Below are 26,799 nucleotides of genomic sequence, written 5' to 3'. Positions count from 1 at the left end.
CCATCATGCGTCAACGGACAATTCGAGAAGGTTCAGTCGGGTTACTTATCATAGCAGGGGTGGGACTTTTTGGGGGTCTAATCCTTTGGTTGCGTGGGGCGACCTTTGGTAAACCCACTTACTCCATGATTGTGGAATTTCCAAATATTGAAGGAATGCAAATTGGGGCCGATGTTCGATATCGTGGGGTCGAAATCGGTTCTGTGGCTGCTATTAATCCGGGATCAAATGGGGTTGAAGTCACCCTTAATATTCATCAAGCGAATTTGGTGATGCCCAAAAATGTGGTCATCGAAGCGAATCAAGCGGGTTTAGTGGGTTCTACTTCGATTGATATTATTCCTTTATCATCTGTGCCTGCGAATGTGACTTCGGCTGTAGGGAGTTCATGCGATCGCCAAGTGGCTATCTGTGATGGGACTATACTTCCTGGGCAAGTGGGAGTCAGCTATATTGAACTCCTACGCAGAGGAATAGAAATGGCAGAACTCTTTAGTTCAGAAGAATTTTATACTCGTCTAATCTCTACTTTAGAAGAAGCCACCACGGCCGCTGAACAATTCACCGTTCTGAGCGCAGAACTCGCAGAACTCACGACCCTAGCTAAGGGGGAAATTAGTAATATTTCTGAAACTACCCAATCTGTAGGTGCAGCAGCCGATCAAATTCGTCAATCTACTCTGCAAGCCACGACCCAATTTACAGAAAGTAGCGCCAAACTCACCAGCCAAGTAGAAAGTACAAGCGCCGAACTGAGAACGGCACTACAAAATATGAATGGTTTGATTGCCCAAAACCGCACGAATATTACCAATACTCTGACTAATTTAGAGCGCACTTCAGAGGAAATGAAAACGGCTGTATCGACGTTGACTCCTATTCTCAGTCAAGTGCAACAAGGAGAGTTAATTAATAATCTAGAAACCCTTTCTGCTAATGCGGCCGAAGCTTCTGCAAATCTCAAGGATTTATCGGATCAAATCAATAATCCGACTACATTATTCATGCTTCAGCAAACTTTAGATTCTGCTCGATCGACATTTCAAAATGCCCAGAAAATCACCTCAGATATGGACGATCTGATCGGCGATCCCCAATTTCGGGAAAATATTCGTAATTTGGTTAATGGTCTTGGTCAATTAGTCTCTTCGACAGAACGGCTAGAAGAACAAGCCCAAATTGCTCAGGTTTTAGAGCCAATCAAAACCCAAATTGAATCACCAGAGTTTGGGCAATGGGAATCCTCCAATCTTCCTGAGTTAACGGACTGGAATCTAGCCCAGGATACCGACTCTAATCTCAAAACTGATTTTAAGATTGAACCCAAAATGCTCTTTGAAGTTAATCCAGAATTTTCCTCCCCTAATGTTTCGTCCTCAACACCACCGATTGATTTTGATCCGTAGGAGATGGGGGGGATTATTCGCGGTAAATTACTGACCATCTCTGCGTCCTAATTCATAAACTCCACAAGCGACACAGGCTAATAATCCCATGCTAATGGCCCAACTATTGCCTAATGTTGCTTCTACGGCCCAGTTAAATAAAGCACCGACAATTAGGAAGGGGATGATACTAAAGAGGGAGGCATAAAAGGAGTTTTGCGCTTCCCGGCTTTCGCGAGTGCGCTCGAACTCTTCGACGGAGGTATAGAGACTGCGTTCGGCAAAGTTAAACCACCGAGTCAGTTGCACCATAATCCAATCCCCAAGGGGAGAAAAACCTAAGTAAAGACCGAGAGACCAAAGGGTGGTTCCGGCGATCGCCGTTGTATCGAGGGAAAAGGAGAACGGGAAAATGTCGGTGAACATGAGAACAGGCGTTTTGAGTGCAATTCTACCTAGTGTAATCAATTCTCCAGGGTTTGCATTAAGGATTCAAAAAAACAATTCAGACTGTATAGGATAATACTCCATTGATTTTGGAGTAGGTCTAGGGTGATAATCGGATCGCCTCTCCTATCAATTAAGGTATTGTGCTTAAAATAGAGAATCTGCAACTCTTCCGCAACTCCAAACGCGCCAAAGGGTAAGTTTAAATTGATTTGGGCCAGATTTCTGAGGGTTTTATCGAGCTTTTCGGGAGTTACATTTTTGCTTAACTCAATAAACAATTGTAAGAATTCTTGGGTGGCAAATGCTTCACTTTCATGCATTTTTGGCAAGATACAAAACTGCCAATCTATCGGGATACCTTCTAACAGATAAAACCGAGCAATCAAACCATAATAGGGAACTTCTTCAGTAGGCTCAATCCATTGATTTTCGATTTCCCAAGTGTTTAAGCTCTCTTGAATTGCCACCAATAACTCATCGGGAGGTTCTAAAGGCTCCATGATTCCCTCTACTTACTATAATCGAGTTGCGTAACAACATTACTGGGCTTCGGTAATCGGTTATTGACAATGCGCTTAACTGTAAGTTTGAGACCCAAACCAATCAAAATACATAATCCTGGATATTGCTTCGGATCGAGATCGTTGGCTTGCAGATAATCCCGCAGTTTAGTCTTATCCTTTTTAGCGGTATCTGCTTGCAGATCGTCCCGTTGCTGCAAGACTTGCATTTCTGCTTGGGCCTTCTCTAAGATGGTTCCAGCCATTTGATTGAGGCGATAGAAATAATATTGATCGGCACTGACAAATCCTTGCTGTTTCAAAGTATCATTCCTAATTTGATCCCGTCCTTTCTCTTGTTTAGATAAACCCAATTTTGTGGCCATAAATCCGGTTTTCACACTTCGACCGGTCTGCCGATGATATCGTTCATTCACGCCTAATTCTTCATCGACAAAATCGGTTTTGCGCTTTAGCCAAGCAAAATACTTGGCTAAAGCGATCGTACCACCAATGACTCCAGCCACAGCCAGAGCAATCCATCCAGCCGGCCCTAATCCCGCTAATAGCAGAGCGCCACCGAGGATCATGGCGGTTCCTTTCAGAACTTTGGCTGCACCTGCTTTTTTATCCCAACCTTGGTTTTCTGCGCCTAATTTTGCTCCTTTGGTCAGGTCGCTATGGAGATCATCACGGCTACCAATTGCTTCTAACTCTTGCTTATTTTTTGCGGCTTGACGATATTGGCCAACTCCTACTCCGATATTAATGGCCCCGCCAACAATGGCAAACGCTCCGGCTGCGGATGTGGCGGCTGCGGTGGAGAGTCCACTTCCCAGGGTGTTGAGTATTCCTGTCTTTTCGACTGCGTTGGATAGGGTGACCAGTCCGGTACTGGTATAGCGGCCGATGTCGGCTAGGGTAGAACCGAGCTTACCGACGCGAGTTTTATAGAGAGCCAGATCGTTATCGGCTAAAAGTTCTGTATATTCTCGATAGGCTGTAATCAGTAGGCCCACAACGCCCAAAAGGGAGGCAACTTCACTACTCCAATCGGCGACGGCTTGACCTCCAACCAGATTAGCCATCTGAGATACGGAGGCAGAACCAACGGCAGCAACTGCACCACCGAGTTCGGACATATCTTGGATAAAGGTATCATCCCAAGGATTTACGGCTCTGACGGTTTGCAGTGCGTCAGAAAATTTGGCCCAATTAAAGCCTTTACGACCGAGTTTACTGAGTTGTCTGGATTTGAGATTAGATTTGGCTTCGTCTAGGGAAAAGTTACTGACTCCTAGCTGGGATAAAATCATGGCCCTTTGTAGGGGCCCTTGATTTTTATAGATATAGAAAATATCGGAATAACCGGATTGACCGGCTTTGCGTTCAATCCAATTATCAATGGGGGTTAATAGGGATGATAAGGTTTTTTCTTTCTGAGTTTTTTCTGCTAGAAATTGACTTTGGGCTTGGTTTAATTCTGCAATGAGTTGTTGGAGCTGAATTTTATCGGGGGTGTCGGGAGCTTTGTGGCTGGGGGGTTGGGGGCGGTTTTGTTGCTCAGAGTCTTGTTGATTGGGGGGTAGGGGAGCGGGGTGGGTTGGAGGTGCGGGAGTTGGTGGGGTTGTTCCTCCTGGAGGATCGTCTTTGCGCTGGATAAGGCTTTGGCGCTGCAAGAGGTGGGTGGGTTTCCAGGGTGTGGGTAAGGGGGAGTTGTCGGGTTGGCGTTGGAGGGGTGAGGAGAGGTGTCCCCAGTTGAGGTGGTGTTTTGGGGGAGTTGAAGATTGGGGTTGTGGCGATCGCCGACTCCTTGACAAAAGGGGCGAGTTGTGGGGTGGGGAAATGGTGCGATCGCGCCTAGGGAGATGCTTGGGATAGAGGCTTGCGCCGGGTTTTTCGGGGGGAGCTGGCGATCGGTATAAATTCTTTTGCGGCGCTAAAGTGGAGACTCCGCCCAACAGTTCCCCAGTGTTCACGGGTAGAGATTGCACCGTAGGGGTGACTGAGGGTTCGCTCTGTGCGATCGCTTGAGGGCTGCGGTTGACCCAAGGACGAGATTTCGGCAACTGAGTTTTGGGTTGCACGGGTTCTTGAAGGGTTCGTTTGCGTCGAATTTTCATGATTGGGGAGGGCCAAGGTCGAGCCGTGTTCCCTATTATAGACCGATCTGAATCTGGGTTAGTGGGCGATCGCCATTCTATTGAACCACAGAGGCACGGAGAAACACAGAGGGGGTATAATTACGGGTTGTCTGGAGGCGCTGGGGAGGTTTGGGTTATGGGTGAGAAACGTAAGCTCAATAACAGTAAATATACGGTTGAGAGAGTATTAGGATCGGGGCGTTTTTCCCAAACCCTGTTAGCCTATCATACGGCAGGCGATCGTAAAGATGAACGTTTGGTGATTAAAACCTTGCGGATGTTTGACGAAAATCGAACGCCAAAATCGTCAGAGGAAATTAAAAAACTAAATGATAAATTACATCGAGAAGCGACCAAGTTAAGCAAATGCGACCATCCCCATGTGGTTCAATTGATTGATGAAGAATTTACAGAAACCGATAGTTTTAGGAATGAATGGGTTTGTCTGCCTCTGGAATATATTTGCGGCGTGAGTTTAGAAAAGTTAAACCAGCGAGTTTTACCCGAAAAAGAAGCCCTGCGCTATATTCGCCAAATTGGAGAAGCCTTAATCGCTGTCCATAAAAAAGGGTTAGTGCATTTGGATGTTAAACCCGATAACATTTTAGTCCGGCAAAAAACAGATGAAGCCGTGTTAATTGGCTTTGATTTTTCTAGAGCGCCGTCCCATGGGTTAAGTGAAGAAACTCAAAAATTTGCCTCTGATGGATTTGCGGCACTGGAGTGGTATCTAACAGAAGATAAAGAGTTAGGAAAATTGGGGCCCTGGAGCGATGTTTATAGTTTAGCAGCCCTCTTATATTGGTTATTAACGGGTGTAGTTCCCCCTAGCGCAAAAGACCGACATGAAGGGACAAAACCATTAAAATCTCTGGCAGACTTTGATCAAGAGATTTCCAACCGGGTTAAAAATGCCATTGAAAAAGGCATGGCAATTAAGCGAGAAAATCGACCGCAAACCGTGAAAGCTTGGTTGAATCTATTAGGGGGATATCGACTCAATTTAGATTGTTTTGAAGAGCGTCATGTTCCCAAGTGGACAGCACTGGGGGCATTAGCTGCGGTTGCTGGAGTTTTTGTCGCTATCTATTTTGGGTTTATGAGCTTGAAAAACTCGACTCCATCCCCTGAAGTAGACCCCACTCCTTCAGAGGAGGAAACAGTTGAGAATCAGGGTTAAGTTGCCCTCATCCCCCAGTCCCTTCTCCCACGGGAGAAGGGGAGAAATAAGTCCCTCTCCCGTGGGAGAGGGATAACTGCCCCTCATCCCCCTGCCCCCTTCTCCCGCAGGCGCTGTCCTGCTTGCCCTGAGCGTAGCCGAAGGGAGCGAAGCCGAAGGGAGAAGGGGGAAAAGTCCCTCTCCCGTGGGAGAGGGATATAGGGAGAGGGCAAAATCTACCGATTAATTAACAGCAAATCCTGTGTAAGGACGCATCAAAGGTTCGCGAAAGGCTAAAACAATATCGGATTTAGGCACACCTTTTTCCACCAGTTCATTGGCAATACCAATTTCTGTCCCGTCATGGTGTATCCAAATTTTATCCTGTCTAATCGATAAGTGTAAGAGACATCCATACTGAGGTCGGCGGTTTTCCCAACCAGTATTGACGACTTGATAATGGTCTCGTTGGAGATCAAAAACCAGTTCGGTTTGCGCTTCACCCTCAGATTTAAACGGTTTAGCGTGTTCGGTTAACAGTTCTTGGATGTAGGAACGATATCGCTCTATTTTTTCCATTCTGCAATTACCTCTTCAACAGAATCATAAATAATTAACGCAATTTCATACTGATTAATAACCATTTGCACAAAGGGAAGAGAAAAGAATTGTTGGTAGACATCTAGGGGGACGGCGAGATAAAGTGTGCGCTCTGGTTGTTCTACTTTGAGGGCAAGTCGATAGGTCATAAATTGCCCTACGGCTCCGTGAAAGTCATAAAGGTTAGAGGAGCCAAGAAAGCTTTTAATTTCAACAGCAATTTTTTGGTTATCTCGTTCTGCGGCTAGGATTTGTTCAGCTCCTAGGTCAATTTTTACAGTCGCGCCACCCGTCTTGATTTCTAGAGGGTCGTCGGTAATCAGCCAACCTTCTTTTTCTAAGGCACGTTTCACCACATCATGAAATAGGTCTTTGGCCATAGTGGATTGAGTGAGGTAGGGTTAGCTTGATTATAACTTTCCTACAGAAAAGCCCTCATCCCCCAGCCCCTTCTCCCACGGGAGAAGGGGAGAACAAGTCCCTCTCCCGTGGGAGAGGGATATAGGGAGAGGGCATAAACCCATAGAAAAGCCCTCATCCCCCTGCCCCTTCTCCCGCAGGCGCTGTCCTGCTTGCCCTGAGCGTAGCCGAAGGGAGCGAAGCCGAAGGGAGAAGGGGGAAAAGTCCCTCTCCCGTGGGAGAGGGATATAGGGAGAGGGCAAAATCTTGTGGAATAATAGGTAACATGGCGTGATTACTGTTTAACCGAGACGAATATCATGTATTGGACAAGGGGAGAACGCATTGGTGGGGGTCGATACGAGATTGTCGATGAGTTGGGACAAGGCGGGTTTGGACTCACGTATCAGGCTAAACATTGTCAGTTGGGTTCCTTTTGCGTGATTAAGGCGATTGGCGCGTGGTTGCGGAAACAGCGGAACTATGACCGGTTTGTGGAGCGGTTTCGGGATGAGGGCAGGCGGTTGGCGGAGTTGGCACAACAAAAGCCCCATCCCCATATCGTGCGCGTGTTTGACTTGTTTCGGGAACCCCATCAGAATTATCCGGGGTTTGAGATTGATTGCTTGGTGATGGATTTTATTGCTGGGGATACCCTGGAGATGGCGGTGTATCAGAGCGGGAAACTGCCGGAAACGGAGGCAGTGCGCTATGTGCGGCAGATTGGAGATGCTTTGATTGAGGTTCACAAGCGGGGGTTGGTGCATTGGGATGTTACACCGATGAATATTATGATTCGCCCGCAAAAGGAGGCGGTGTTAATTGATTTTGGTATTGCTGGAGATTGTCCCCCCAGTTCGTTTTCTCGGAAGTTTGGGAATGAAGCGTTTGCGCCCTATGAACAGTTGATGTTAGGAGAACGGGAAAAACAGTGCGATATCTATACGTTGGGCGCATCGTTATATTATGCGGTGACGCAACAAGTGCCAACCCTTTCTAATGCGCGAAAATTGGATAATGAGCCGTTAATTGAGCCGATTCGACTTGAGAAGTCGATAAGTTCTCAGGTGAATGATGCGATTATCTGGGCGATGGCGCTAGAGCCGGGAGACCGGCCGCAGTCGATGGAGGAGTGGTTAAAGTCTTTTTCTGACCCGTTTTCTGGGGAAGAGGAGGATGATTTAAGGTCGGATAAAGAGGTTGATTATCGCTACTTGCAGCAATTGTTGCAGCAGCAGCAGTGGAAAGAAGCAGATATGGAAACAGCCAGGAGAATGCTGGAAGTCGCGGGACGGGAAGAACAGGGTTGGCTGGATGTGGAAGATATTGATAATTTTCCCTGTACTGACCTGCGAACAATTGACCGGTTGTGGGTTAAATATAGTAAGGGTCAATTCGGGTTTTCGGTACAGAAGAAAATTTACCAGAGTTTGGGGGGCACAAGGGAGTATAATGCAGAAATCTGGCGTAATTTTGGCGATCGCGTCGGCTGGCGCGAAAAAGGAGAATGGATGGACTACAATGACCTCACCTTTTCTTTGAGTATAAAAGGTCACCTCCCCGGTGTTGTGGGGTGGTGGATGGGGTGGGGTTCACGGTTGTCTCTTCTCTCGCGTCGAGACTTGTAGATTGTAACCTGTAATCAATGAACAATGAACAATGAACAATTAACAATTTATCCCTCCATGCTCAACCCAGAAACCGGGTTTCTTGCTTATCTTCTCATTCGTCTCCTCAACTTTGGCAGAAACCTGGTTTCTTTGCCCCCAAGATCGATCATTATCCATCCATTTCGTAGGGGCGGGTTTAACCCAAATCTAGGACACAAACCAATCAATTTACTGAACCCGCCCCACCCACCGGTAATCCCACCCGCCCCCACTCCCGGTAAGGGTTGGGGGCAGGTTCACCAAGGTTATCGGTGGGAAGCGAGAGATATGGATAAACCTGCCCCTACAATTCAATTCAATCTAGAAACCCGGTTTTTTTGCCCCCACGATTGATCATTATCCATCCATTTCGTAGGGGCGGGTTTAACCAATATTTAGGACACAAACCAATCAATTTTCTATTCATGTCCGCGAAGCGGAAACCCGCCCCACCCACCGGTAATCCCACTTAACTCAAAAACTGGGTTTCTTCTGATGGGGTAAAATAATCCCGGTATTTTCAAACAAAAGACATGAGTGGTATTGAGCGAGAGATTAAGCTAGAAAGTCGAACCAGTCTCATTGATAAACATCTTCCGGGGACAGACAAATCACAAAGGGAACTACAAAAAGAAGGCATTGTTTATCTATTTAATGACCGCGATACTCTGGAAAGAGTCGCGTCTGAGATTCTCAATCATGGAGAACAAACAGGAGCCGATGACGAACATGACCCCTATGAACGTTATGGACTCTTTTTTGCCGAACCCATTGGTTATATTCTAAAATTAGATGGAACCCGAATTCCGCTCTACTATGGAGAAGTCAAAATCAAAAAGTCCACAGGTCAATATCATGTCATCCCTCGCACCAAACCCCGCACCACCAACTGTTGATACAGAAGGGAATCTGGAGTCAATACCCGAATTAAAATGGGAATTTGCAGAACTATGGGTTGACCCTTGGCTGTCACCCCCTTATATTTTGATGTTGGTCAAGGAAGAATCGGGTCAATTTCATATTAAAAATCCGGCCCAAAACTATCAATCGATCTTCACTAGCAATACTTACGAAGAAAGCCAAATGTGGTTATTAGAAGATGAATATGAGCGGGTTACCGGTCGGTTTTATCAACCGTAGAACAATTAACAATTAACAATTTATCCCTCCATGCTCAACCCAGAAACCGGGTTTCTTGTTTATAGTCAATTTAAATAACAATGAGACATGATGTAACTCAATGTGTAAGGTGGGCAGTGCCTACTTGTGAGTGTCTCAACCTTCATTGAATCAACTTTATCTTCTCATTGGTGTCTTCAACTTGGGTAGAAACCCGGTTTCTTTCCCCCACCCGATGCATTCAACCCCAAAACCCGGTTTCTTCCTTGTCTCAGGGATCAAATCTTAAGTTATTCTGTTACAGTGTTGCTAATCGACTCTGGGCCTGCGGGTTCCAGCTTGATGTGGAGTGGACTGTCTTTGCATGAAAAAATCCCTGAACCCCCTGATACAAATGGTGAAATCTCCCCTGAAGGCTTTGCTGAAGAGAGCGCCGAACTTAGAGGTAAACCCCACAGGAGACCTCCAGGGGTTCTTAGAGAGTCCCAATGCCATTGAACGGAATGTCAGTGGGGTATTGCGAATCGCGGGTTGGGTGTTTCATCGGCGACATGAAATTGAGGCGCTGACCCTGATTCAAGAGGGGAGTCAAGAGGAAACCATTACCTATGGGGAACCCCGTCCGGATGTGGCGCAAGCGTTTATTGATTTTCCCTCGGCTGAGAAGAGTGGCTTTGGTTGGAATTTACCCATTGAGCCGAATTTTTCTGGGGAGATTGCCCTTAAAATTATGGCGCAGTTGGATAATGGGGATTCGGTCTGTTGTTTTGCTCGGACAATTACGATTCAAAATGTGTACGAGCGTCCGCCGAAGGTGAAGGTTTCCCAGGTGATTTCTGGGTTCATGACTAAGGTGATTTTAGCCTATAAACAGCGTGGTGGAATTCCTTTATCGCCTCTGGTTTGGATTCGGTTTATTAAGCGCTATGTTGACCACACCCAAACTCAGGAATTTGCCTCCTATTCGACGATGATTCATCCTTGGCAACAGGAAGACCCCTATCAGCGTTGGTTAGCCCATAATCGCTTAACGGCTAAGGTGCAGAAATTGATGGAGGAGTCGGCCCAGAGGTTGGAAAAAACGGGGGTGAAAATTAGTGTGGTGGTTCCGGTTTATAATCCACCGAAAGGTTTTTTAGAAGAAACGATCGCCTCTGTACAAGCACAAATTTATCCCAATTGGGAGTTATGCATTGCGGATGATGCTTCTAGCCAACCCCATGTTAAACAGGTTTTGACCCAAGCGCAAGCCTCAGACCCTCGGATTAAGGTTGTTTTTAGAACCGAAAATGGTCATATTGTCAAGGCGACGAATTCGGCTCTAGAGGTGGCAACGGGGGAGTATATCGCCCTTTTAGACCATGATGACTTGCTCTCTCCCGATGCGCTGCTCCATGTGGCGGAATGTGTGGATCAATACCCCGATGTGGATTGGATGTACACCGACGAGGACAAAATTACCCCCACCGGAGAGCGCTACGGGTATCAGATGAAGGGGGTTTGGAGTCCAGAAATGGCGATCGCCCACAATTATACGCACCATCTAGCCATCATTCGCAAGCGCTTAATTGATGAGGTGGGAGGGTTGCGACCGGGTTTGGAGGGGGCGCAGGATATCGATCTTTACTTGCGAGTACGTGAAAAAACGACCCTGGATAAGGTGCGTCATATTCCCCATGTTTGTTATCATTGGCGCGTCCATCCGGAAAGCACGGCATCGAAGGGAACTCAGAAAACTTATGTGTTTGATAGTGCGTATCGGGCAATTTCCGATACCCTGGAGCGACGCAATTTAAAGGCGAAACCTTTTTTACCGGAGTTGGCAACGAAGTATGGGTTATGCTTGCATCAGTTGCAGTGGGATAGCTCGATTTTAGCAGAAAATCCGGTTACTATTGTGATTCCGACCCGCGATCGCACGGAAATCCTATCTCAGTGTATTGCCAGTCTGGAGAAAACCGTAGATCCGCGTTATGTGCAGGTGATTATTGTAGATGACCAGTCTACAGAAGCGAACACAGAGGAATTTTATCAGTACCTTGTAGGGGCGAACGGCCGTTCGCCCCTACATACGTCCCTACCCAATGAATTAAAATTAACCTATCGGGTGATTAGAAGCCAACGACCTGACCCCAGTGTAACCGGACGGGAGGGCTTCAACTACTCTCGCTTGGTGAATATTGGCGCTGCACAGGTAGAGACTCCCCTAATGTTGCAGCTTAACAATGATATTACGGCGATCGCCCCCGGTTGGCTCGAAGACATGGTAGGTTGGATGTCCATCGAAGGAGTCGGAGTCGTTGGCGCTCGTCTCCTTTATCCCGATAATACCCTACAACATGCCGGAGTTTGTATCGGCCCCAATGGCGGATTAGCGGGTCATTTATTCCACGGGTTACGGCAAGAAGAATTAGGCTATTTATTCTATCCCCACACCACCCGAAATGTCTCAGCAGTAACCGGAGCCTGTTTGCTCACTTCCACCGAACTTTACCATCAGGTGGGGGGATTTGACGAAGAAAAATTAGGCTTAGAACTCAACGATGTGGACTATTGTTTGCGCGTGCAAGAAACCGGTAAGCGCGTCGTTTATACCCCCCAAGCCACCCTCATTCACCAAGGCAGTGCCTCACGGGGAGACTATTATAACCCCAAGGAACACCTAAATTTCATGGGACGATATCAGGGCAGAAAAGACCCTTATATTAACCCCAATATTAACATTGATTCCATGGCCATGGACTTAAACCCCTTGCATTATGTCCATAGTGGTCGCATTTCCGGGATTAAAATCTTGCTAGTCACCCACAATTTAGCCCTTGAAGGCGCTCCCTTAATGGCTTACAATTTTGCCAAGCATTTTGTCGAGTCAGGAGAGTGCCAAGTTAATGTTGTCTCCCTCGTTGATGGCCCCTTACGCAACGATTACGAAGCGTTAAATATTCCCGTCAAACTGATAGAAGATAATCTGCAACGGGTGGATAATAGCCTAGAAACCTACCATCAGCGTCTTCAAAAGGTGGGCGAACTCCTAGAGCTGAATGAGTTCGATTTGGTGATGTCCAATACCATGGTCGGGTTTTGGGGCATCGAATTGGCGCAACTTTTTGGCTTACCCAGTATTTGGCATATCCATGAAAGTTGCACCGTTGAGCGCAGTTTACGCAACTTTTTTGGCGACTCTCCCCCGCAAGTGATGCGCGGTGTACTGGAGCGTTGTTTTCAGAATGCCTCGCGGGTGATTTTTGTCGCCGATGCCACGCGGAAAATTTTCCATGATTTGGACATTCATGGCCGGTTTCGCACGATTCCCGGAGGCATGGATTTAGGGAAAATAGCGGAGTTTCGCCGCAGTAATAGCAAGTCCTATTTGCGGCAAAAATATGGGATTGCGGAGGAAAAAACCGTTATTTCGGTGATTGGAACTACCTGCGAGCGTAAGGGGCAACATATTTTCCTAGAGGCGATCAAGCAGTTAGAGAAGATGTATCCCGCCTCGAAGTTTAAGAATCTAGAGTTTTTGATTGTGGGAACCCGCGAAATTATCTATCTGGACTATTTGCGCCAGGTGCAAGAGCGGCTGAAGTTAGATTATGTGAAAATGTATCCAGAAACGCGCTATGTGTTTGACTTTTTTGGCTTAACGGATATATTTGTTTGTACCAGCTTTGAAGAGTCCTTTCCTAGGGTAGTCTTAGAAGCGATGGCGTTTGAGCTAAAGATTGTCAGTACGAATGTGTTTGGCATACCGGAGATGATCGGCGATCGCCACGAGGGGTATTTGGTGCGTCCTGGCGATCCAGAGGCGTTAGCCAACGTCCTGGTGGAGGCGATCGACACCGACTACGCCAACCGTTTGCGCGGCAATGCCTATGCACGAGTCAATCGCTTATTTGACAACCAGAAACAATTACCCAAACACCTGGAAATGGTCAAAGAAGTTGTACTGCAACATGAACCCCAATCATCGATTTCTAACTCTGAATGAACAAGCCATCTTTATCAAAATCTCTATTGATTTCCACCCTGTTCTCTCTCGCGGTGGGATTAATCTCTTGTCAGCCGACTCAACAATCGAGTGATTCGAGTAGTAACTTACCACCCGAAGAGGTTACTATTCGTTCAGCTCATAGTATCTGGATAGAAGAAAGTTTTCAAACTGCAATTGTTAATATTGGTCTAGAAAAACTAGGGTATCAGATTGATTCTGTCAAAGAACTAGAGTATCCAGGAATTTACCTCTCTCTGGCCAATGGAGATTTAGACTATAGTGTGATTTACTATAGTCCCAGTCATCAAACCATGTTTGACCAAGCCGGGGGCGATGAAATATTACAAAGATTAGGAGTTCTAGTTCCTATCGGTAGTCGAGGGTATCAGATTGACAAAAAAACGGCTGAAGAATACGGAATTACTAATCTAGAGCAGTTTCAAGATCCCGCAATTGCTGCCCTTTTTGACATGGATAGAGACGGAAAAGCAGATTTAGCCGGTTGTAATCCCGGTTGGACTTGTGAATCAGTTATCAATCACCATATAGAAACTTATGGACTGCAAGAGACAGTTGAACAAAACCAAGGAAACTTTACAGCGCTACTGGCTGATGTAATCACTCGGTATGAAGAAGGACAGTCAGTTATGTTTTATTCCTATACCCCTCATTGGATGTCTGCGGTTTTAAGGCCAGATCAAGAGGTGATTTGGTTAGAAGTTCCTTTCACATCAATACCAGATAATCCAAATATTACAGAAGAAGACACCACATTTAATGGTAAAAACGTCGGTTTTGCAGGTGGCGGTCAAGAAATCGTAGCCAACAAAGAATTTGCAGACGCTAATCCAGTTGCGAAACATTGGTTAGAATCTGTTCAAATGTCTCTTGAAGATATGAATGAAGTGAGCTTGCGGATTAAAGAAGGTGAAAATACACCGGAAGATATTCGCCGTTTAGCTCAAGAATGGGTAAGTGATAATCAAGAGCAGTTCGATCGCTGGATTGCAGAGGCGAAAGCTGCGGGGGAATAAAACCAGATCAATGATCTCAAATTCATGATAGGAAAGTTGGCTTCAAAATCATTATTTATTTCTACTGTCTTATCTCTAGGTATGGCATTAACGGGTTGCGATTCGACTGCACCATCGAGGAGCAACTTGTCACCCGAAGACGTAACCATTCGTTCCGCCCATAGTACCTGGCTTGACGAGATTTTTCAAACTGAGGTGGTGAATATTGGTCTAGAACAACTCGGTTATCAAATTGCTCCCGTGAAACGATTGGAGTATCCAGGAATTTATTTGTCTCTGGCTAATGGGGATTTAGATTACAGCGTTGTTTACTATAGTCCCAGTCATGACGGTATGCTTGACCAAGCAGGGGGCGAGGAAAAAATACAAAAATTAGGAGTTTTTGTTCCCATTGGTAATAGAGGTTATCAAATCGATCGCAAAACGGCTGAGGAATATGGAATTACAAATCTGGCACAATTGAAAGATCCAGACCTGGCTAAATTGTTTGACTGGGATGGAGATGGAAAAGCGAATTTAGCCGGATGTAATCCCGGTTGGGGATGTGCATCCATCATCAACCATCATATAGAAGTGTATGGATTGCAAGAAACCGTTGAACAAGAGCAAAGTGTTTATGAAGCTCTGCTTGATGACGGGATTCGTCGGTATCAAGAAGGGCAGTCCATTTTATTTTATGCTTATAATCCTCATTGGATTTCTGCGATGTTAAGACCGGAGCAGGATACAATTTGGTTAGAGGTTCCGTTTACTTCTTTGCCAGAAAATGAGGAGTTGAGTGAAGCAGAAACAACGTTTAATGGTAAAAATACAGGGTTTCCAGGGGGGGCACAAGAAATTGTGCTAAATCCAGACTTTGCTGCCGCTAATCCAGTGGCGAAACGGTGGTTAGAATTGGTGCAATTTTCTCTTGAAGATATAAGTGAAGTCAGTTTGCAGATTAAAGAGGGTGAGGATAGTCCGGAGAAGATTCGCCTTTTAGCAGAGGAATGGATTGCTGAAAATCAAGAGGAGTTCGATCGCTGGATTGAAGAGGCAAAGGCTGCGGGGGAGTAAACTGGGACAAAATATATTATACTAAAACAATTATACCCTTTTTGTCCTAGATAAAACCTTTAAGAAGACTGTGAAAACCCAATTATCTCCCCAAACTATCCTGCTCACCACTTGTGTGTCGCTGTTTCTGGGATTAACGGCTTGTCAACCCGCATCCGAGTCTAGTTCTTCGAGTGGTAGTTTACCCCCTGAAGAGGTCACCATTCGCTCAGGACATAGTACCTGGGTGGAAGAAAGTTTTCAAACTCAGGTGGTGAATATTGGTCTAGAACAGCTCGGTTATCAGGTTGATTCGCCAAAAGAGTTGGAGTATCCTGGCCTTTATCTTTCCGTTGCCAATGGAGATGTAGATTATAGTGTGGCCTATTACAAGCCTGGGCATGAAGAGTTTTTTAACAATGCTGGAGGTGAAGAAAAATTAACAGGTGTAGGAATTTTAATTGAATCAGGAACCCAAGGATATCTGATTGACAAAAAAACAGCCGATGAATATGGAATCACGAATATTCAACAGTTTCAAGATCCAAAAATTGCCCAGTTATTTGACTTTGATGGAGATGGAAAAGCTAATTTAACCGGATGTAATCCGGGTTGGGGTTGTGAAAAAACTACCAATCATCATATTCAAGCCTATGAACTTGAAGATACCGTAGAACACGATCAAGGAAGTTATACGGCTTTGTTAGCAGATGCTATTACTCGTTACGAAGAAGGAGAGCCGATTTTTTACTATGCTTATAATCCCCATTGGGTGGGTGCTGTTTTAAGGCCAGGTGAAGATGTAATTTGGTTAGAAGTTCCTTTTACGTCTTTGCCAGAGGATGCGACTAATATATCAGAAGCAGATACCACATTTAATGGTAAAAATTTGGGCTTGCCAGCAACCACTCAGCAAGTGATGTCTAATCCTGAGTTCTTAGCACAAAATCCAGTGGCAAAACGCTGGTTTGAGTTGGTGCAAATTCCCCTGGAAGATATGAATGAAGTCAGTTTGCGGATTAAAGAAGGGGAAAATAAGCCGGACGATCTGCGGCGTATGGCAGAACAATGGGTGAGTAAAAATCAAGAGCAGTTCGATCGCTGGATCGAAGAGGCGAAAGCTGCGGGTGAATAACATCAGGTTATGGCGCTTCATCAAATACGGGGGGCCAAATGTCGGCGATCGCCAATTCCCAACCCGGTAGCAGTTCGGCGATCGCCAAGGTATCCCCATTGGTGAGAACCTGGGGTTCGCTCTGGGGACGATACACTGTCACGGTTAAGTTTTTGGGGTCAACTAATATCCCCACTTGAGAGCCTAATTCTAGGAATTTTTCCAATTTTTCCACCAGGGGTTTAATATTATCGGAGGCTGACCGGACTTCGATCGCCAAATCCGGTACAATTTCTGCAAACGCACGGGGAGCTTGCCGCATTTTCTGAGCCGGTACAAAGGAAACATCGGGGCCCCGCAGATTGCCGTCCGGTAGGCGAAATCCGGCGGAAGAACAGGTCACATAACCTAGCGATCGGGGTATCACCCAATTTTGCAAGAAAAAGACTAATCGGGCAATAATAACTTCGGAAACGTAATCGGATAATCCCATGATAATAATTTTACCATCTACTAATTCTGTCTGATAGTCCAGATGGGCATCAGTTAATTGGATTTGCAGTTTTTCCAGGTCTTCAACGGTTAGAAACATAAATGGGTAATGGGTAATGGGGAAAATTGGTATTATTCTAGCGACCTATAACCCGGATTTGGGATATTTACGAAAACAAATTGAGTCTTTACGGGGGCAAACTTGGCACGATTGGATTTGTTATGTGGTTGACGATCGCTCCTCTGAAGCGTGCCAAACCCAAATTCAAGCCCTGATTGCCGCAGATCCGCGTTTCCGGTTCCATTCCTACTCAGAAAATGTGGGTTCTTATCATAACTTTGAGCGGGGATTACAGTTGTGTCTGGGAGATCCGAGTTTAGAGGCGATCGCCTGTTGCGATCAGGATGATATTTGGCTACCGGATAAACTAGAGCGTCAATGGCACACTTTAGAGTCAGAATCAGCCCTTTTAGTCCATTCTGACCTAGAGCTGATCGACGCACAAGACCAAACCCGACACCCTTCTGCATGGCAGTTTGAGAAAAGAGCGCCGCAAAACCTCACCCCCCAACTCCTCCTCCTCCGCAACACCCTCACCGGATGTACGATGATGTTTCGTCCCCAACTACTCTCGCTGGTGCTGCCCTTTCCTGCCCGAAATGGGGGCGACTGGTATCATGATTGGTGGATTGCCCTAATTGCTTCCCATCAGGGCAAAATCGCTCATATCCCCCATCCCCTGGTGCGATATCGCATCCATGAGAGCAACGCGGTGGGAGTGGTGGAAAATGCGGGGACTCTTTCCCAGGAAGCGATCGCCGCATGGCAGAAAATCGGAAAAATGACGGGAAGAAGCTACATTACCCATCGTAATTTGAATCAGGCAGTCTGCGATCGCCTCAACCTCAATCCCCAAGAGGTGAAAAATAACCCTTTTAGCGATCTTGTTCTCAACTTCGGTTTGCCCATCCTAGAGCTAGGCTGGCGCAGTTGGCAAGCGGGGTATGGTTCCCAGGGAATTGCCCTCCGAGTTTTTGTCCATAAATGCCGCAAAGATGTTAAAAGATTATTAAGCAGGGGTGGGTCTAGCCTTCCTAACAACTCTCGATAACCGGTTTATGGTGGATTACCTCATTATAGGAGCGCAAAAAAGTGGGACAACTTCCCTCTATCATCATCTGATTGAACATCCAGGGATCGGTTCAGCGACAGAAAAGGAACTCCATTTCTTTAGCTTACACTTCGATCGCGGGGTTTCTTGGTATGAAGCCCAATTTCCGCAACCGGGAATGAGAGGGGAAGCGAGTCCCTATTATCTCTATCATCCTTTGGCTCCCCAACGGGTTCACCAATGCTATCCCAACGTGAAACTGATTGTACTCTTGCGAGATCCAGTTAAACGGGCCATTTCCCATTACTATCATGAGGTGCGGTGGGGATTTGAAACGTTAGGCTTAGAGGAGGCGATCGCCAGTGAACCCCAAAGACTACAAGGAGAAGTGGCAAAAATCCAAGCCAATCCCCTGTATCATAGCTTTAATCATCGCCATTACAGTTATTTAGACCGGGGGCTATACCTGGATCAACTGCTGCGTTGGTACGAGTATTTCCCCTCGGAGCAGTTCTTAATTTTACTGGCTGAAGACTTTTACAGCCATCCCCAGGCGATCGCCAATCAAGTCTATGAATTCCTGGAATTACCCCCCCACGATCTCACAGAAACCCCTATTTATGATGCTGGAGACTACCCCAACATTTCCCCCCAACTCTATCAACAGCTCGCCGACTATTTTACCCCTCACAACCAGCGTTTATCCGTTTATCTTCGTCAACCCTTACCTTGGACTATGACTAAACCATCCAGCCCCATTGACTATGAAGGCGCTTGGGATAATTATGCCCAAAATTGGACATCTACCGCTCCAGATTATCAGCATGTTGGTGATGAATGGATCGGCAAACAAGCCGGAGCAGCCTCTTCCCTGTCAGAATACGAACAGTTAATCGAAACCCATTTAATCGCGCCGTATATTCAATCTGGCGATCGCGTCCTTGAAATTGGCATTGGCGGCGGCAAAACCGCAGCCCTATTATTAAACTATTGCCAAGAATTAGTCTGTGCCGACATTTCCGCCCAAATGCTCAAAGCCACCCAAGAAAGATTAGGAACTGAACGCACATCCTACGTCAAACTCAATGGACTCACCCTAGACGGCATTCAACCCGGCAGTATTGATGTCTGTTTCTGTTACGATACCATGGTTCACATCGAACCAAGAGACATCTACAATTATCTCGCACAAATTCCCCCACTTTTGCGCGGCAGACGGCTCTGTTTATTCCACCATAGTAACATCCTCTCCCCCCTCGGATGGGAAAAATTCCTCAACGATTATCCCCATAATCTTCTCGGAAAACGAGATGGAACCGCCTTCTCTATTATGACCAATGAAATCATGGAAAAATTCCTCACCACCTTGGGCTATGAAATCTTAGAACAAAATACGGAATTAGTGCCCAGAGATTGTATTTGGATCTGTCGCGCACCCGAAGATAAGATCAAATCTGAATAATCAGTTACAATATGTCATTGCGAAATAGTAGTGCCGTGACACAGCTAAAAATGTGCATTAGCGTAGGGTGGGTTAGGCGGCTAAAACCTAGACTGTGATAGCAATCTCTCAATCCGCCGTAACCCACCATTTTAGGGTTATCACGGCAGTAGGGTGCGTTAGCGACAGCGTAACGCACCTTACCGTCGTGACTGAAATCCACCGTATCTGTCCAACCGTTCATTAAACCTACATGAAAATTCTATTTTTACACCCCAACTTTCCCGCCCAATTCCGTCATTTAGCCAACATTTTTGGCAGCGACCCTAACAACGAAGTGGTCTTCATCACCAAAAACGAACGCCCCGAATGGGTCATTCCCGGAGTGCGAAAAGTTCTCTTTAATCCCAGTCGAGAACCGAGACCAGAAACTCATCACTATGTTCAGCCCTTAGAAAGCGCCGTTTTATATGGTCAAAGTGTGTATCGAGTCGCCGAAAAACTCAGATCCGAAGGCTTTATTCCCGATATTATGTATGGTCATTCCGGATGGGGGCCAACCTTATTCTTAAAAGAAGTTTTTCCCCACACTCCCCTCATGTGCTATTACGAATGGTTTTATCATGCTAGGGGAAGTGATGCCGACTTTGACCCCTCTGAACCCCTTTCTGCCGACGCTTTATGTCGAATTCGGATTAAAAATGCTTCCATCCTGCAAGACCTATATAACTGTGATTGGGGAGTATGTCCGACCCAGTGGCAAAAGTCCCAATTTCCGCCCGAATTTCAAAGTAAATTATCCGTTATTTTTGATGGCATTGATACAGACTATTTTAAGCCCAATCCCGCCGCAAAATTAAAATTTACTGGTGAAGGATTTGGTAAGCCTATCGATCCCCTGGATTTATCCGGAGTTGATGAAATTGTCACCTATGCCACCAGGGGAATGGAACCCTATCGCGGTTTTCCCCAGTTCATGGAATCGATTATTTATCTTCAGGAACAGCGCCCCAATTGTCATGTGGTGATTGTGGGAGAAGACCGAGTTTGTTATGGTAAATCTTTGCCCAATGGCAAAACCTATAAACAGGCCATGTTAGAGCGCCTAAACTTGGATATGTCACGGGTACATTTTACCGGCCCTCTACCCTATGGACTCTATTTACAGGTGCTGCAAGCCTCTACTGTACGAGTGTATTTAACCCGACCCTTTGTGTTATCTTGGTCGATGATGGAATCCTTAGCAACTGGCTGTTTGATTGTGGGTTCAGATACGGCTCCAGTAAGGGAGATGATCCAGGATGGAGAGAATGGTTTGCTGGTGGATTTCTTCTCGCCGAAAGAGATTGCTAAACGAGTGGGCGAAGCTTTAGACAATCCAGAAAAAATGGCTCCTTTGCGCGAAAAGGCGAGGCAGTTAATTGTGGAAAAATATGCCCTGAAGGATTTGTTACCTCAGCATATGCAAATTGTGGAAAATGTGGCTAAGGGTAATTTACCCAATGCTAATGGAGATGGGTTTACCCCGCAGATGAAAGCGTATATGCAAAAGGGCAATCCGAAATCCTCGAAGGGTAAGAAGAAGAAATCTAAGGGGTTTGCTCTGCCGTAGCCAAGTCAAAATTAAAAATTGATGAGGTGTTCGGTAATCATATCAAATCCAGTTAAAGGGAATAAAGAATAGAATGGTGTTGCTATAGCGAGCAAGATGCTCGCACTCCTCTAATCCCTTGATATTACTGGAGTGGGAGCGTCTCGCTCCCTAAATTTTTAATCATGGTATTTCCGCTTCGCGGACATGAACAATCGGACTTGATATGATATGACTGAAATGAATTGAGTAAACGTACTCTTTTTGTTATACAATTTGAGTCTGTGCTGACTGTCGTTTGTCATGAATCATCCTTCTCCTGCTGAATTTTCGACTTCCGATCGCCTAGGCTGTCTGTCTACTGAAGAAACTGATGCTTTTTTGCAGAGCGTGCAAGGGCAAATGTTGGCTGGAGAGTTTGATAGCGGCGATCGCCAAGTTTTGCAGCAAATGGTAGAATGCTTGGGCGACTCTAGGGGGATGGTGCGCCTTAGCTTTGCCGAAACCATAGGAAAAATTGGTACACCCGCCACCCCAGTATTATTAGAGGCTCTGCGACATCATGCTAACCCCGTTGTGCGGCGAGCAGCAGCCAAAACCTTAACCCTAATTGCCGATCCCACAGCCGTTCCCACCTTGGTAGAAGCCCTACTCAATGATGATGATATGGTGGTTAAAGGCTCTGCGGTAGGCGCTTTAGCCAGAACCGGTGAAGTTGCCGTTCCTGCTCTATTGGAGATCCTAGCCGATGCCAATCATCCCGAAAATTATAAGGGATTAGTGGGTTGGGCATTGGCATTTATTGGCTCAGAAGCCAAGGATTTAGTGTATCAACAAATGGCATCCGAGTCCCCAGAAGTGCGAGCAGCAGTGATAGAAGTGATGGCTCAAGTGGTGCAAGAAAATCTCGAAAACGGCGATCGCGCCAGCGATGCGGAGCATAATCATGAATACCAATTATTATTACAATCCCTAAACGATCCCGCCTCTATCGTCCGTTGTGAAGCCGCCACCGCATTAGGCAACCTCAAATATACCCATGGCATTCCCCAACTTTTAGAACTTCTACAACATTCAGATCCAGACAGTCGAAAAAGTGCCGCCCTATCCCTGATGAAAATCGGCGATCTGAGTGCGATAGAACCCTTGCAAACTGCCTTAACCCAGGAAAGTGAACCCTCAGTTTCCCAAGTGATTAAACTAGCAATAACTAAACTAGAAAATAGTAGCCCAGAAGAGAATGATTGGGAGGATTGAGTTCTTATATCAAATCTAAAAGAGAATGCTACATATCAATCGACAACAACGGTATATGTAGGGGCGAGCGGCCGCTCGCCCCTACAGCTATGTCTCATTCTTATGCCAATTGACTATATGTAGCAACCATTTAAGGATTTGATATTACCCCTCTTCTGTAACTTTCCAAAAAAGGGGATTGAAACCCTCACTACCTAAGACACTGGAATCTCAATCTCAAACTCCGTGCCCTTGTTCAGTTCAGAATGACACACTAAACGACCCTTATGGCGATCGACCACAATTTTATAGCTAATCGAAAGACCCAAACCCGTTCCTTCTCCCACCGGCTTAGTCGTAAAAAATGGGTCAAACAAGCGCTGTTGATCGGATTCTGAAATTCCCGCACCATTATCAGCAATATAAATCAGCAGCGTACTTTCAATTCCTTGATGAATATCCGCCTCCTTCATCTCCGCTTCATCCAAACGGGAAAAATTCCGCATCGATACAACAATATCGCGAATACGATCCGTTCCATGTTTCATCGATTTTAAGATATTTTGAACATCTTGTAGCACAAAATCAAGTTCCAAATCTTCCCTTAACTCTTGAAGTTCTGGCACAGGTTCAGGATAGTATTTTTCATAAGCCTTCAAGCAGTGCAAAAAATCCTCGAAGTAGCCTTCAATCGGAAGCAAATTACCCGCAATAAAACTAACGGGATTATTAATTTCATGGGCAATACCAGCTACTAACTGCCCTAAGCTGGACATTTTCTCCGTTTGAATCAGTTGAATTTGAGTTTGTTTCAACTCCACAATTAACTTTTCCAACTCATCAGATTTTTTTCGCAGATCATCCTCAGCTTGGCGACGTTCAATAATTTCTGTTTGTAACTGATTGTAGGCATCTGAAAACGTTTGCGCTAGATGAGTAAATTCTTGAGAATTAAACCGATTTGCAATCACACAATTCTGATTATTTTGGCTCTCTTCTATGGCCTGATTGATTTTTTTAAGAGGCTGTAATACTGTGTGCTGAATCGCCCATCCCAGTACCAGAAGAATCACGATCAGAGCAGAAAGGAGGATAACAGTAGAGAAGATAAATGTCTGTAGCGATCGTCTTTCCATTTCCGCCCGATCGATAAATAGCATGACTGCACCACTCGAAGAACTAAAAATCGAGCTATAAAATGGAACCTTAAAAATCAGAATCGATTTTTGGTCTAAAACCACTTCTGTATGAACATGCTGTTCCATTCGCAGCGAAGGTTCTAAGGCTTGGATATCCGATTGCAAACGAAAGTATAAACTTCTCGGAAAAATAGTATTGCTATGGGCAACGATCTGCTGATTAGAGCTAAGAATGACAACTTCCAAAACTGCCGGTAAAGTGGCATAGTTTTGTACCGTCCGGTTCAGACTCGCCCGATAACTGCCTTCAACAATCCCTTCTACTGAAAAAATCAAGCTCTTGGCTAAAGCTTCAGCCCGACTTTCAACCTGTTCTACCAAGTTTCTTCGCAACCACCAAGATTCTACAATCAATGCAATTGAACCCACGGCTAAAAAGGCAATGATAAACGTGCTAAGAAGTCTTTGAGATACTGTCCATTGAGAGTGTTCCTGACGCAGAAATTTCATTAGTTGTAGTGTTTTACTGGTTTTGTTCGTCTTCCCAAGTGGCGATCGCCGACATCACCTGTGTTGGGTCAATCTTAACATCTTCCACAATCGTGCGGTTATGACGGGGGTCTTCCTGCAATAATTGGGCAATTTCTGCTACTGCTTCTTCTAAGCGTCCATTGGCAGCAAACATGCGACGATTCATCTCAATATCTCCTTTTTTCAACCCCGAATAATCACTGGCAAAAGAGTCTCCACTTTGTTGCAGTAATTCTCCGACGACATTAAAGACGACTTGGGGCTGGGTTTCAACTTCTTGCATTAAATCAAACCAAGCTAAGATAAATTGGGTCAGTTCTTTTGGATGACTTTGTACATAACTGGCACGAGATACAAAACCATCAATCACTAAACTATCGACATCTGCGGTGGTAAAGGGAATGCTGCCATTAATAGCTTGTGCTGTTTCACTTAAATCTGGCTCCCACAATACTGCTCCCTTGATGTTCCCTTGCTGGATGGATTCAATCGCTACTGGATTAGAAATATCTCGAATATTGACATCTTCTGGATTGAGTCCATTATTTTTTAAGGCTTCGAGTAAAATTAAATGGCTCACGGTTCCTAATTTTGCTCCAATGGTATTACCTTTCAAGTCTGAAACCGATGCGATATCTTCCGTCACCACTAATCCATCGGAGCCATAGGAAATATTAGTCACCATGATATACACTAGGGGATCATCTCCTGGTTCTACCTGCATTAATTCCCAGAGGGAGATGAAGGCAGCATCTAAATTGCCAGCGAGCAAACTGCGAATGGTATCTTGAGCCACATCAAACCGGGAAAATTCAATCTCTAAACCCCGTTTTGCAAAGAGTCCTGCCTCTTGTGCATAGAGCGCCACATCATATCCTGGCCAAGTATTTGTGCCTACTTGCAGGGTTGTTAGGCGATCGCTGTTAACATTGCACCCTTTTAAGAATAAGCTGGTTATCAAGGTGAACAGCGCCAGGGTAACCCATAAGGGTCTGAGGTAGTGTCTGGAGAATGGCTTAAACATGGGCAGATTCCCAGTCAGTTTGAGAGATTTATCTGTTTATTTTAACGGTTTCGTTTAAATGTTCTCAGAACTTGCCCGGATTTTTTAATGTTTCTATAAGTTTGCACAAATTTCAGCTTATTTTAGCTGTGTTATAGATTCATTTGTTCCAACCAACCCCGCATTTTTCCCGGATTCAACAAACCATAGGGATCGACTTGTTTCTTAAAATTCACTTGCAGAGGATTAATCATTCCACTCCCCCCATCCTCTAAAAGATAAGTATGGGGATTAAAAATTAAAACCCCATGATTCTCGTGATCCTCCATAATTTCCTGTAATCGTTCCTCATGGGTAAACTGCACCACCTGTAACCCACAGGGACAAACTTGCCCTTGAAAGCGGACAATTTCTAAATGCATCATTACTTCGTTCCCATACCGCTCATAAAACTGTTGTACTAACTCTAATTTTGGATCGTAAGGAAAGCGACTTTGTAAATAGGTTAAATTGGGGTCGGCTGCGCGGGCATGGAGGGTGGTATGATTCCAAGTGAACTCGCCTAAGTTAAGCTGTTTTTCAGCCATGGAAGAAATATAGGTGATTTCTCCTTGAAAGTCTCGTACCAAGGATTCTAAACTGACTAAACTAGGGCGATCAAAAATAAGTAAAACCGCGTGCTTGCCATCGGGTAAATAGGGCTGAAGAGCCGTAAAATAGGAGGGAATGGGCCAAGCATGAAGACTGATGAGTTTAGCCACTAAACCATCGGATTCGCCTAACTGTTGACTAAACCTGGCTGCTGCCATAAAATCTGAGAAAACAATGATACCTTCAGCCCAGGGATAACTGGGCGCTAAGGGCATCTCTAGCTCAATGATAATGCCATTGGTTCCATAGGCGTGATTGACTTGTTGAACTTCATCGCCTTGTAATTGCAGCACTTGGGGTTCTTCTTCGACGGTGACGACTTTGGCAGCGAGGAAATTGCCGTGATCGCCCAACCATCCGTATAAAATAGATCCAATTCCCCCACTCCCTCCGGCAATAAACCCCCCCAAAGTTGCCGTGCGATAGGTAGAAGGAAGTAAGCGCAACTCCCAACCCATTTCTGAAGCTAACTTATTAATTTGGGCTAACCTTGCTCCGGGTTCTGCTCTCACCCATCCGGGTTCCATTGCCAGGATATTCTTCATATAAGTTAAATCTAAAACCACTCCCCCTTCTAAAGGCACACATTGGCCATAATTTCCCGTTCCCGCCCCCCGAACCGTAATCGGAATTTTATAGTTTACACATGCCTTAACTACTCGTAAAACATCCGACTGATTGTGAGGAAATACGATAATATCCGCCCGTTTCTCCCTTAATAAAGGCTGTAAAAGTGGGCTAAAATGAAAATAATCTTGGGATAATTTTGCCACCTGATTTGGTTGCATTGTCCACTCTATCCCCTCTAGGACTGACACAAATTGATCCCAGTGGTTTTTGAGCTGTAGTGAAATCATCTGATCCCTTCAGAAATTGCCCTCTAATTCTACCATAGCCCCTTAACAGGCGAGTAAGCGCTACTGGCCAGAATCAAGACTAAGCCATGGGGAAAAATCCTGAATTGGGGGTTAATTCCTTGGAGTATGGAAGTATAGCATTGACATCTCTGATTACCTGACTCCTT

General features: G+C 45.4%; 22 protein-coding genes. 13 read left to right on the top strand and 9 right to left on the bottom strand.

What is annotated here, in order from left to right:
* Nucleotides 1–5: 5 nt before the first annotated feature.
* Nucleotides 6–1,406 (top strand): MlaD family protein, encoded by a 1,401-nt coding sequence (locus tag PMG71_RS15660; protein ID WP_283754644.1) that lies wholly within the window; start codon nt 6–8, stop codon nt 1,404–1,406.
* A gap of 27 nt (nt 1,407–1,433) precedes the next feature.
* Here PMG71_RS15660 and PMG71_RS15655 read toward each other — a convergent pair whose 3' ends face one another.
* The 3 genes from PMG71_RS15655 to PMG71_RS15645 are packed head-to-tail and all read right to left on the bottom strand — an operon-like array spanning nt 1,434 to nt 4,458.
* Nucleotides 1,434–1,811 carry a hypothetical protein gene (locus tag PMG71_RS15655; RefSeq protein ID WP_283754643.1) on the bottom strand — a complete coding sequence of 126 codons (378 nt, stop codon included), beginning with the start codon at nt 1,809–1,811 and terminating at the stop codon, nt 1,434–1,436.
* Between the two features lie 38 nt (nt 1,812–1,849).
* Nucleotides 1,850–2,335: a hypothetical protein gene (locus tag PMG71_RS15650; RefSeq protein ID WP_283754642.1), complete on the bottom strand. Its 486-nt coding sequence runs from the start codon at nt 2,333–2,335 to the stop codon at nt 1,850–1,852.
* An 8-nt stretch (nt 2,336–2,343) separates the two neighbouring features.
* On the bottom strand, nt 2,344–4,458 hold the full coding sequence (locus PMG71_RS15645; RefSeq protein WP_283754641.1) for a hypothetical protein: 2,115 nt from the start codon (nt 4,456–4,458) through the stop codon (nt 2,344–2,346).
* Nucleotides 4,459–4,615: 157 nt separating this feature from the next.
* On the opposite strand from PMG71_RS15645, the gene PMG71_RS15640 reads away from it, so the two are divergent.
* Nucleotides 4,616–5,659, top strand: coding sequence for a serine/threonine protein kinase (locus PMG71_RS15640; RefSeq protein WP_283754640.1), 1,044 nt, complete (start codon nt 4,616–4,618; stop codon nt 5,657–5,659).
* 222 nt (nt 5,660–5,881) lie between these two features.
* Here the strand turns inward: PMG71_RS15640 and PMG71_RS15635 are convergent, their stop codons facing one another.
* Nucleotides 5,882–6,217, bottom strand: coding sequence for a XisI protein (locus PMG71_RS15635; RefSeq protein WP_283754639.1), 336 nt, complete (start codon nt 6,215–6,217; stop codon nt 5,882–5,884).
* A complete protein-coding gene (locus PMG71_RS15630) occupies nt 6,205–6,618 on the bottom strand; it encodes a XisH family protein (RefSeq protein WP_283754638.1) in 414 nt (137 codons plus the stop codon). The genes PMG71_RS15635 and PMG71_RS15630 overlap by 13 nt, the downstream gene beginning before the upstream one ends.
* A gap of 339 nt (nt 6,619–6,957) precedes the next feature.
* On the opposite strand from PMG71_RS15630, the gene PMG71_RS15625 reads away from it, so the two are divergent.
* The 7 genes from PMG71_RS15625 (at nt 6,958) to proX (PMG71_RS15595) (ending at nt 16,600) form a co-directional block, all read left to right on the top strand.
* A complete protein-coding gene (locus tag PMG71_RS15625) occupies nt 6,958–8,265 on the top strand; it encodes a serine/threonine-protein kinase (protein ID WP_283754637.1) in 1,308 nt (435 codons plus the stop codon).
* Between the two features lie 554 nt (nt 8,266–8,819).
* Nucleotides 8,820–9,182 (top strand): DUF6972 family protein, encoded by a 363-nt coding sequence (locus PMG71_RS15620; protein WP_283754636.1) that lies wholly within the window; start codon nt 8,820–8,822, stop codon nt 9,180–9,182.
* Nucleotides 9,142–9,426, top strand: coding sequence for a hypothetical protein (locus PMG71_RS15615; protein ID WP_283754635.1), 285 nt, complete (start codon nt 9,142–9,144; stop codon nt 9,424–9,426). Before PMG71_RS15620 ends, PMG71_RS15615 begins: the two co-directional genes overlap by 41 nt.
* 343 nt (nt 9,427–9,769) lie before the next feature.
* On the top strand, nt 9,770–13,393 hold the full coding sequence (locus PMG71_RS15610; RefSeq protein ID WP_283754634.1) for a glycosyltransferase: 3,624 nt from the start codon (nt 9,770–9,772) through the stop codon (nt 13,391–13,393).
* Nucleotides 13,390–14,430: a glycine betaine/L-proline ABC transporter substrate-binding protein ProX gene (gene proX, locus PMG71_RS15605; RefSeq protein ID WP_283754633.1), complete on the top strand. Its 1,041-nt coding sequence runs from the start codon at nt 13,390–13,392 to the stop codon at nt 14,428–14,430. Before PMG71_RS15610 ends, proX (PMG71_RS15605) begins: the two co-directional genes overlap by 4 nt.
* Nucleotides 14,431–14,466: 36 nt before the next feature.
* A complete protein-coding gene (gene proX, locus PMG71_RS15600) occupies nt 14,467–15,486 on the top strand; it encodes a glycine betaine/L-proline ABC transporter substrate-binding protein ProX (RefSeq protein WP_283754632.1) in 1,020 nt (339 codons plus the stop codon).
* 70 nt (nt 15,487–15,556) lie between these two features.
* On the top strand, nt 15,557–16,600 hold the full coding sequence (gene proX / locus PMG71_RS15595) for a glycine betaine/L-proline ABC transporter substrate-binding protein ProX (protein ID WP_283754631.1): 1,044 nt from the start codon (nt 15,557–15,559) through the stop codon (nt 16,598–16,600).
* Between the two features lie 7 nt (nt 16,601–16,607).
* Here proX (PMG71_RS15595) and PMG71_RS15590 read toward each other — a convergent pair whose 3' ends face one another.
* On the bottom strand, nt 16,608–17,171 hold the full coding sequence (locus PMG71_RS15590) for a Uma2 family endonuclease (protein WP_283754630.1): 564 nt from the start codon (nt 17,169–17,171) through the stop codon (nt 16,608–16,610).
* A 16-nt stretch (nt 17,172–17,187) separates the two neighbouring features.
* Between PMG71_RS15590 and PMG71_RS15585 the strand changes: the two genes are divergently transcribed.
* From PMG71_RS15585 to PMG71_RS15570, 4 genes are all read left to right on the top strand, one after another.
* Nucleotides 17,188–18,183, top strand: coding sequence for a glycosyltransferase family 2 protein (locus PMG71_RS15585; protein WP_283754629.1), 996 nt, complete (start codon nt 17,188–17,190; stop codon nt 18,181–18,183).
* Between the two features lie 7 nt (nt 18,184–18,190).
* A complete protein-coding gene (locus PMG71_RS15580) occupies nt 18,191–19,645 on the top strand; it encodes a sulfotransferase domain-containing protein (RefSeq protein WP_283754628.1) in 1,455 nt (484 codons plus the stop codon).
* Between the two features lie 232 nt (nt 19,646–19,877).
* Nucleotides 19,878–21,236: a glycosyltransferase family 4 protein gene (locus PMG71_RS15575; RefSeq protein WP_283754627.1), complete on the top strand. Its 1,359-nt coding sequence runs from the start codon at nt 19,878–19,880 to the stop codon at nt 21,234–21,236.
* 282 nt (nt 21,237–21,518) lie between these two features.
* The gene (locus PMG71_RS15570) at nt 21,519–22,472 is read left to right on the top strand and encodes a HEAT repeat domain-containing protein (RefSeq protein WP_283754626.1); all 954 of its coding nucleotides are present in this window, start codon (nt 21,519–21,521) and stop codon (nt 22,470–22,472) included.
* Nucleotides 22,473–22,666: 194 nt separating this feature from the next.
* Here the strand turns inward: PMG71_RS15570 and PMG71_RS15565 are convergent, their stop codons facing one another.
* From PMG71_RS15565 to PMG71_RS15555, 3 genes are all read right to left on the bottom strand, one after another.
* Complete coding sequence (locus PMG71_RS15565; RefSeq protein ID WP_283754625.1) at nt 22,667–24,100, bottom strand: ATP-binding protein; 1,434 nt, start codon at nt 24,098–24,100, stop codon at nt 22,667–22,669.
* A 13-nt stretch (nt 24,101–24,113) separates the two neighbouring features.
* Entirely contained in the window at nt 24,114–25,145 is a 1,032-nt protein-coding gene (locus PMG71_RS15560; protein WP_283754624.1) for an ABC transporter substrate-binding protein, read from the bottom strand.
* 131 nt (nt 25,146–25,276) lie between these two features.
* Complete coding sequence (locus PMG71_RS15555) at nt 25,277–26,563, bottom strand: FAD-binding oxidoreductase (protein ID WP_283754623.1); 1,287 nt, start codon at nt 26,561–26,563, stop codon at nt 25,277–25,279.
* Between the last annotated feature and the right edge of the window lie 236 nt (nt 26,564–26,799).

Origin of the sequence: Roseofilum acuticapitatum BLCC-M154, assembly GCF_030068475.1 — a bacterium.
In the GTDB taxonomy this organism is placed as follows: Bacteria; Cyanobacteriota; Cyanobacteriia; order Cyanobacteriales; family Desertifilaceae; genus Roseofilum; species Roseofilum acuticapitatum.
This window is presented reverse-complemented; position numbering and strand designations above follow the sequence as displayed.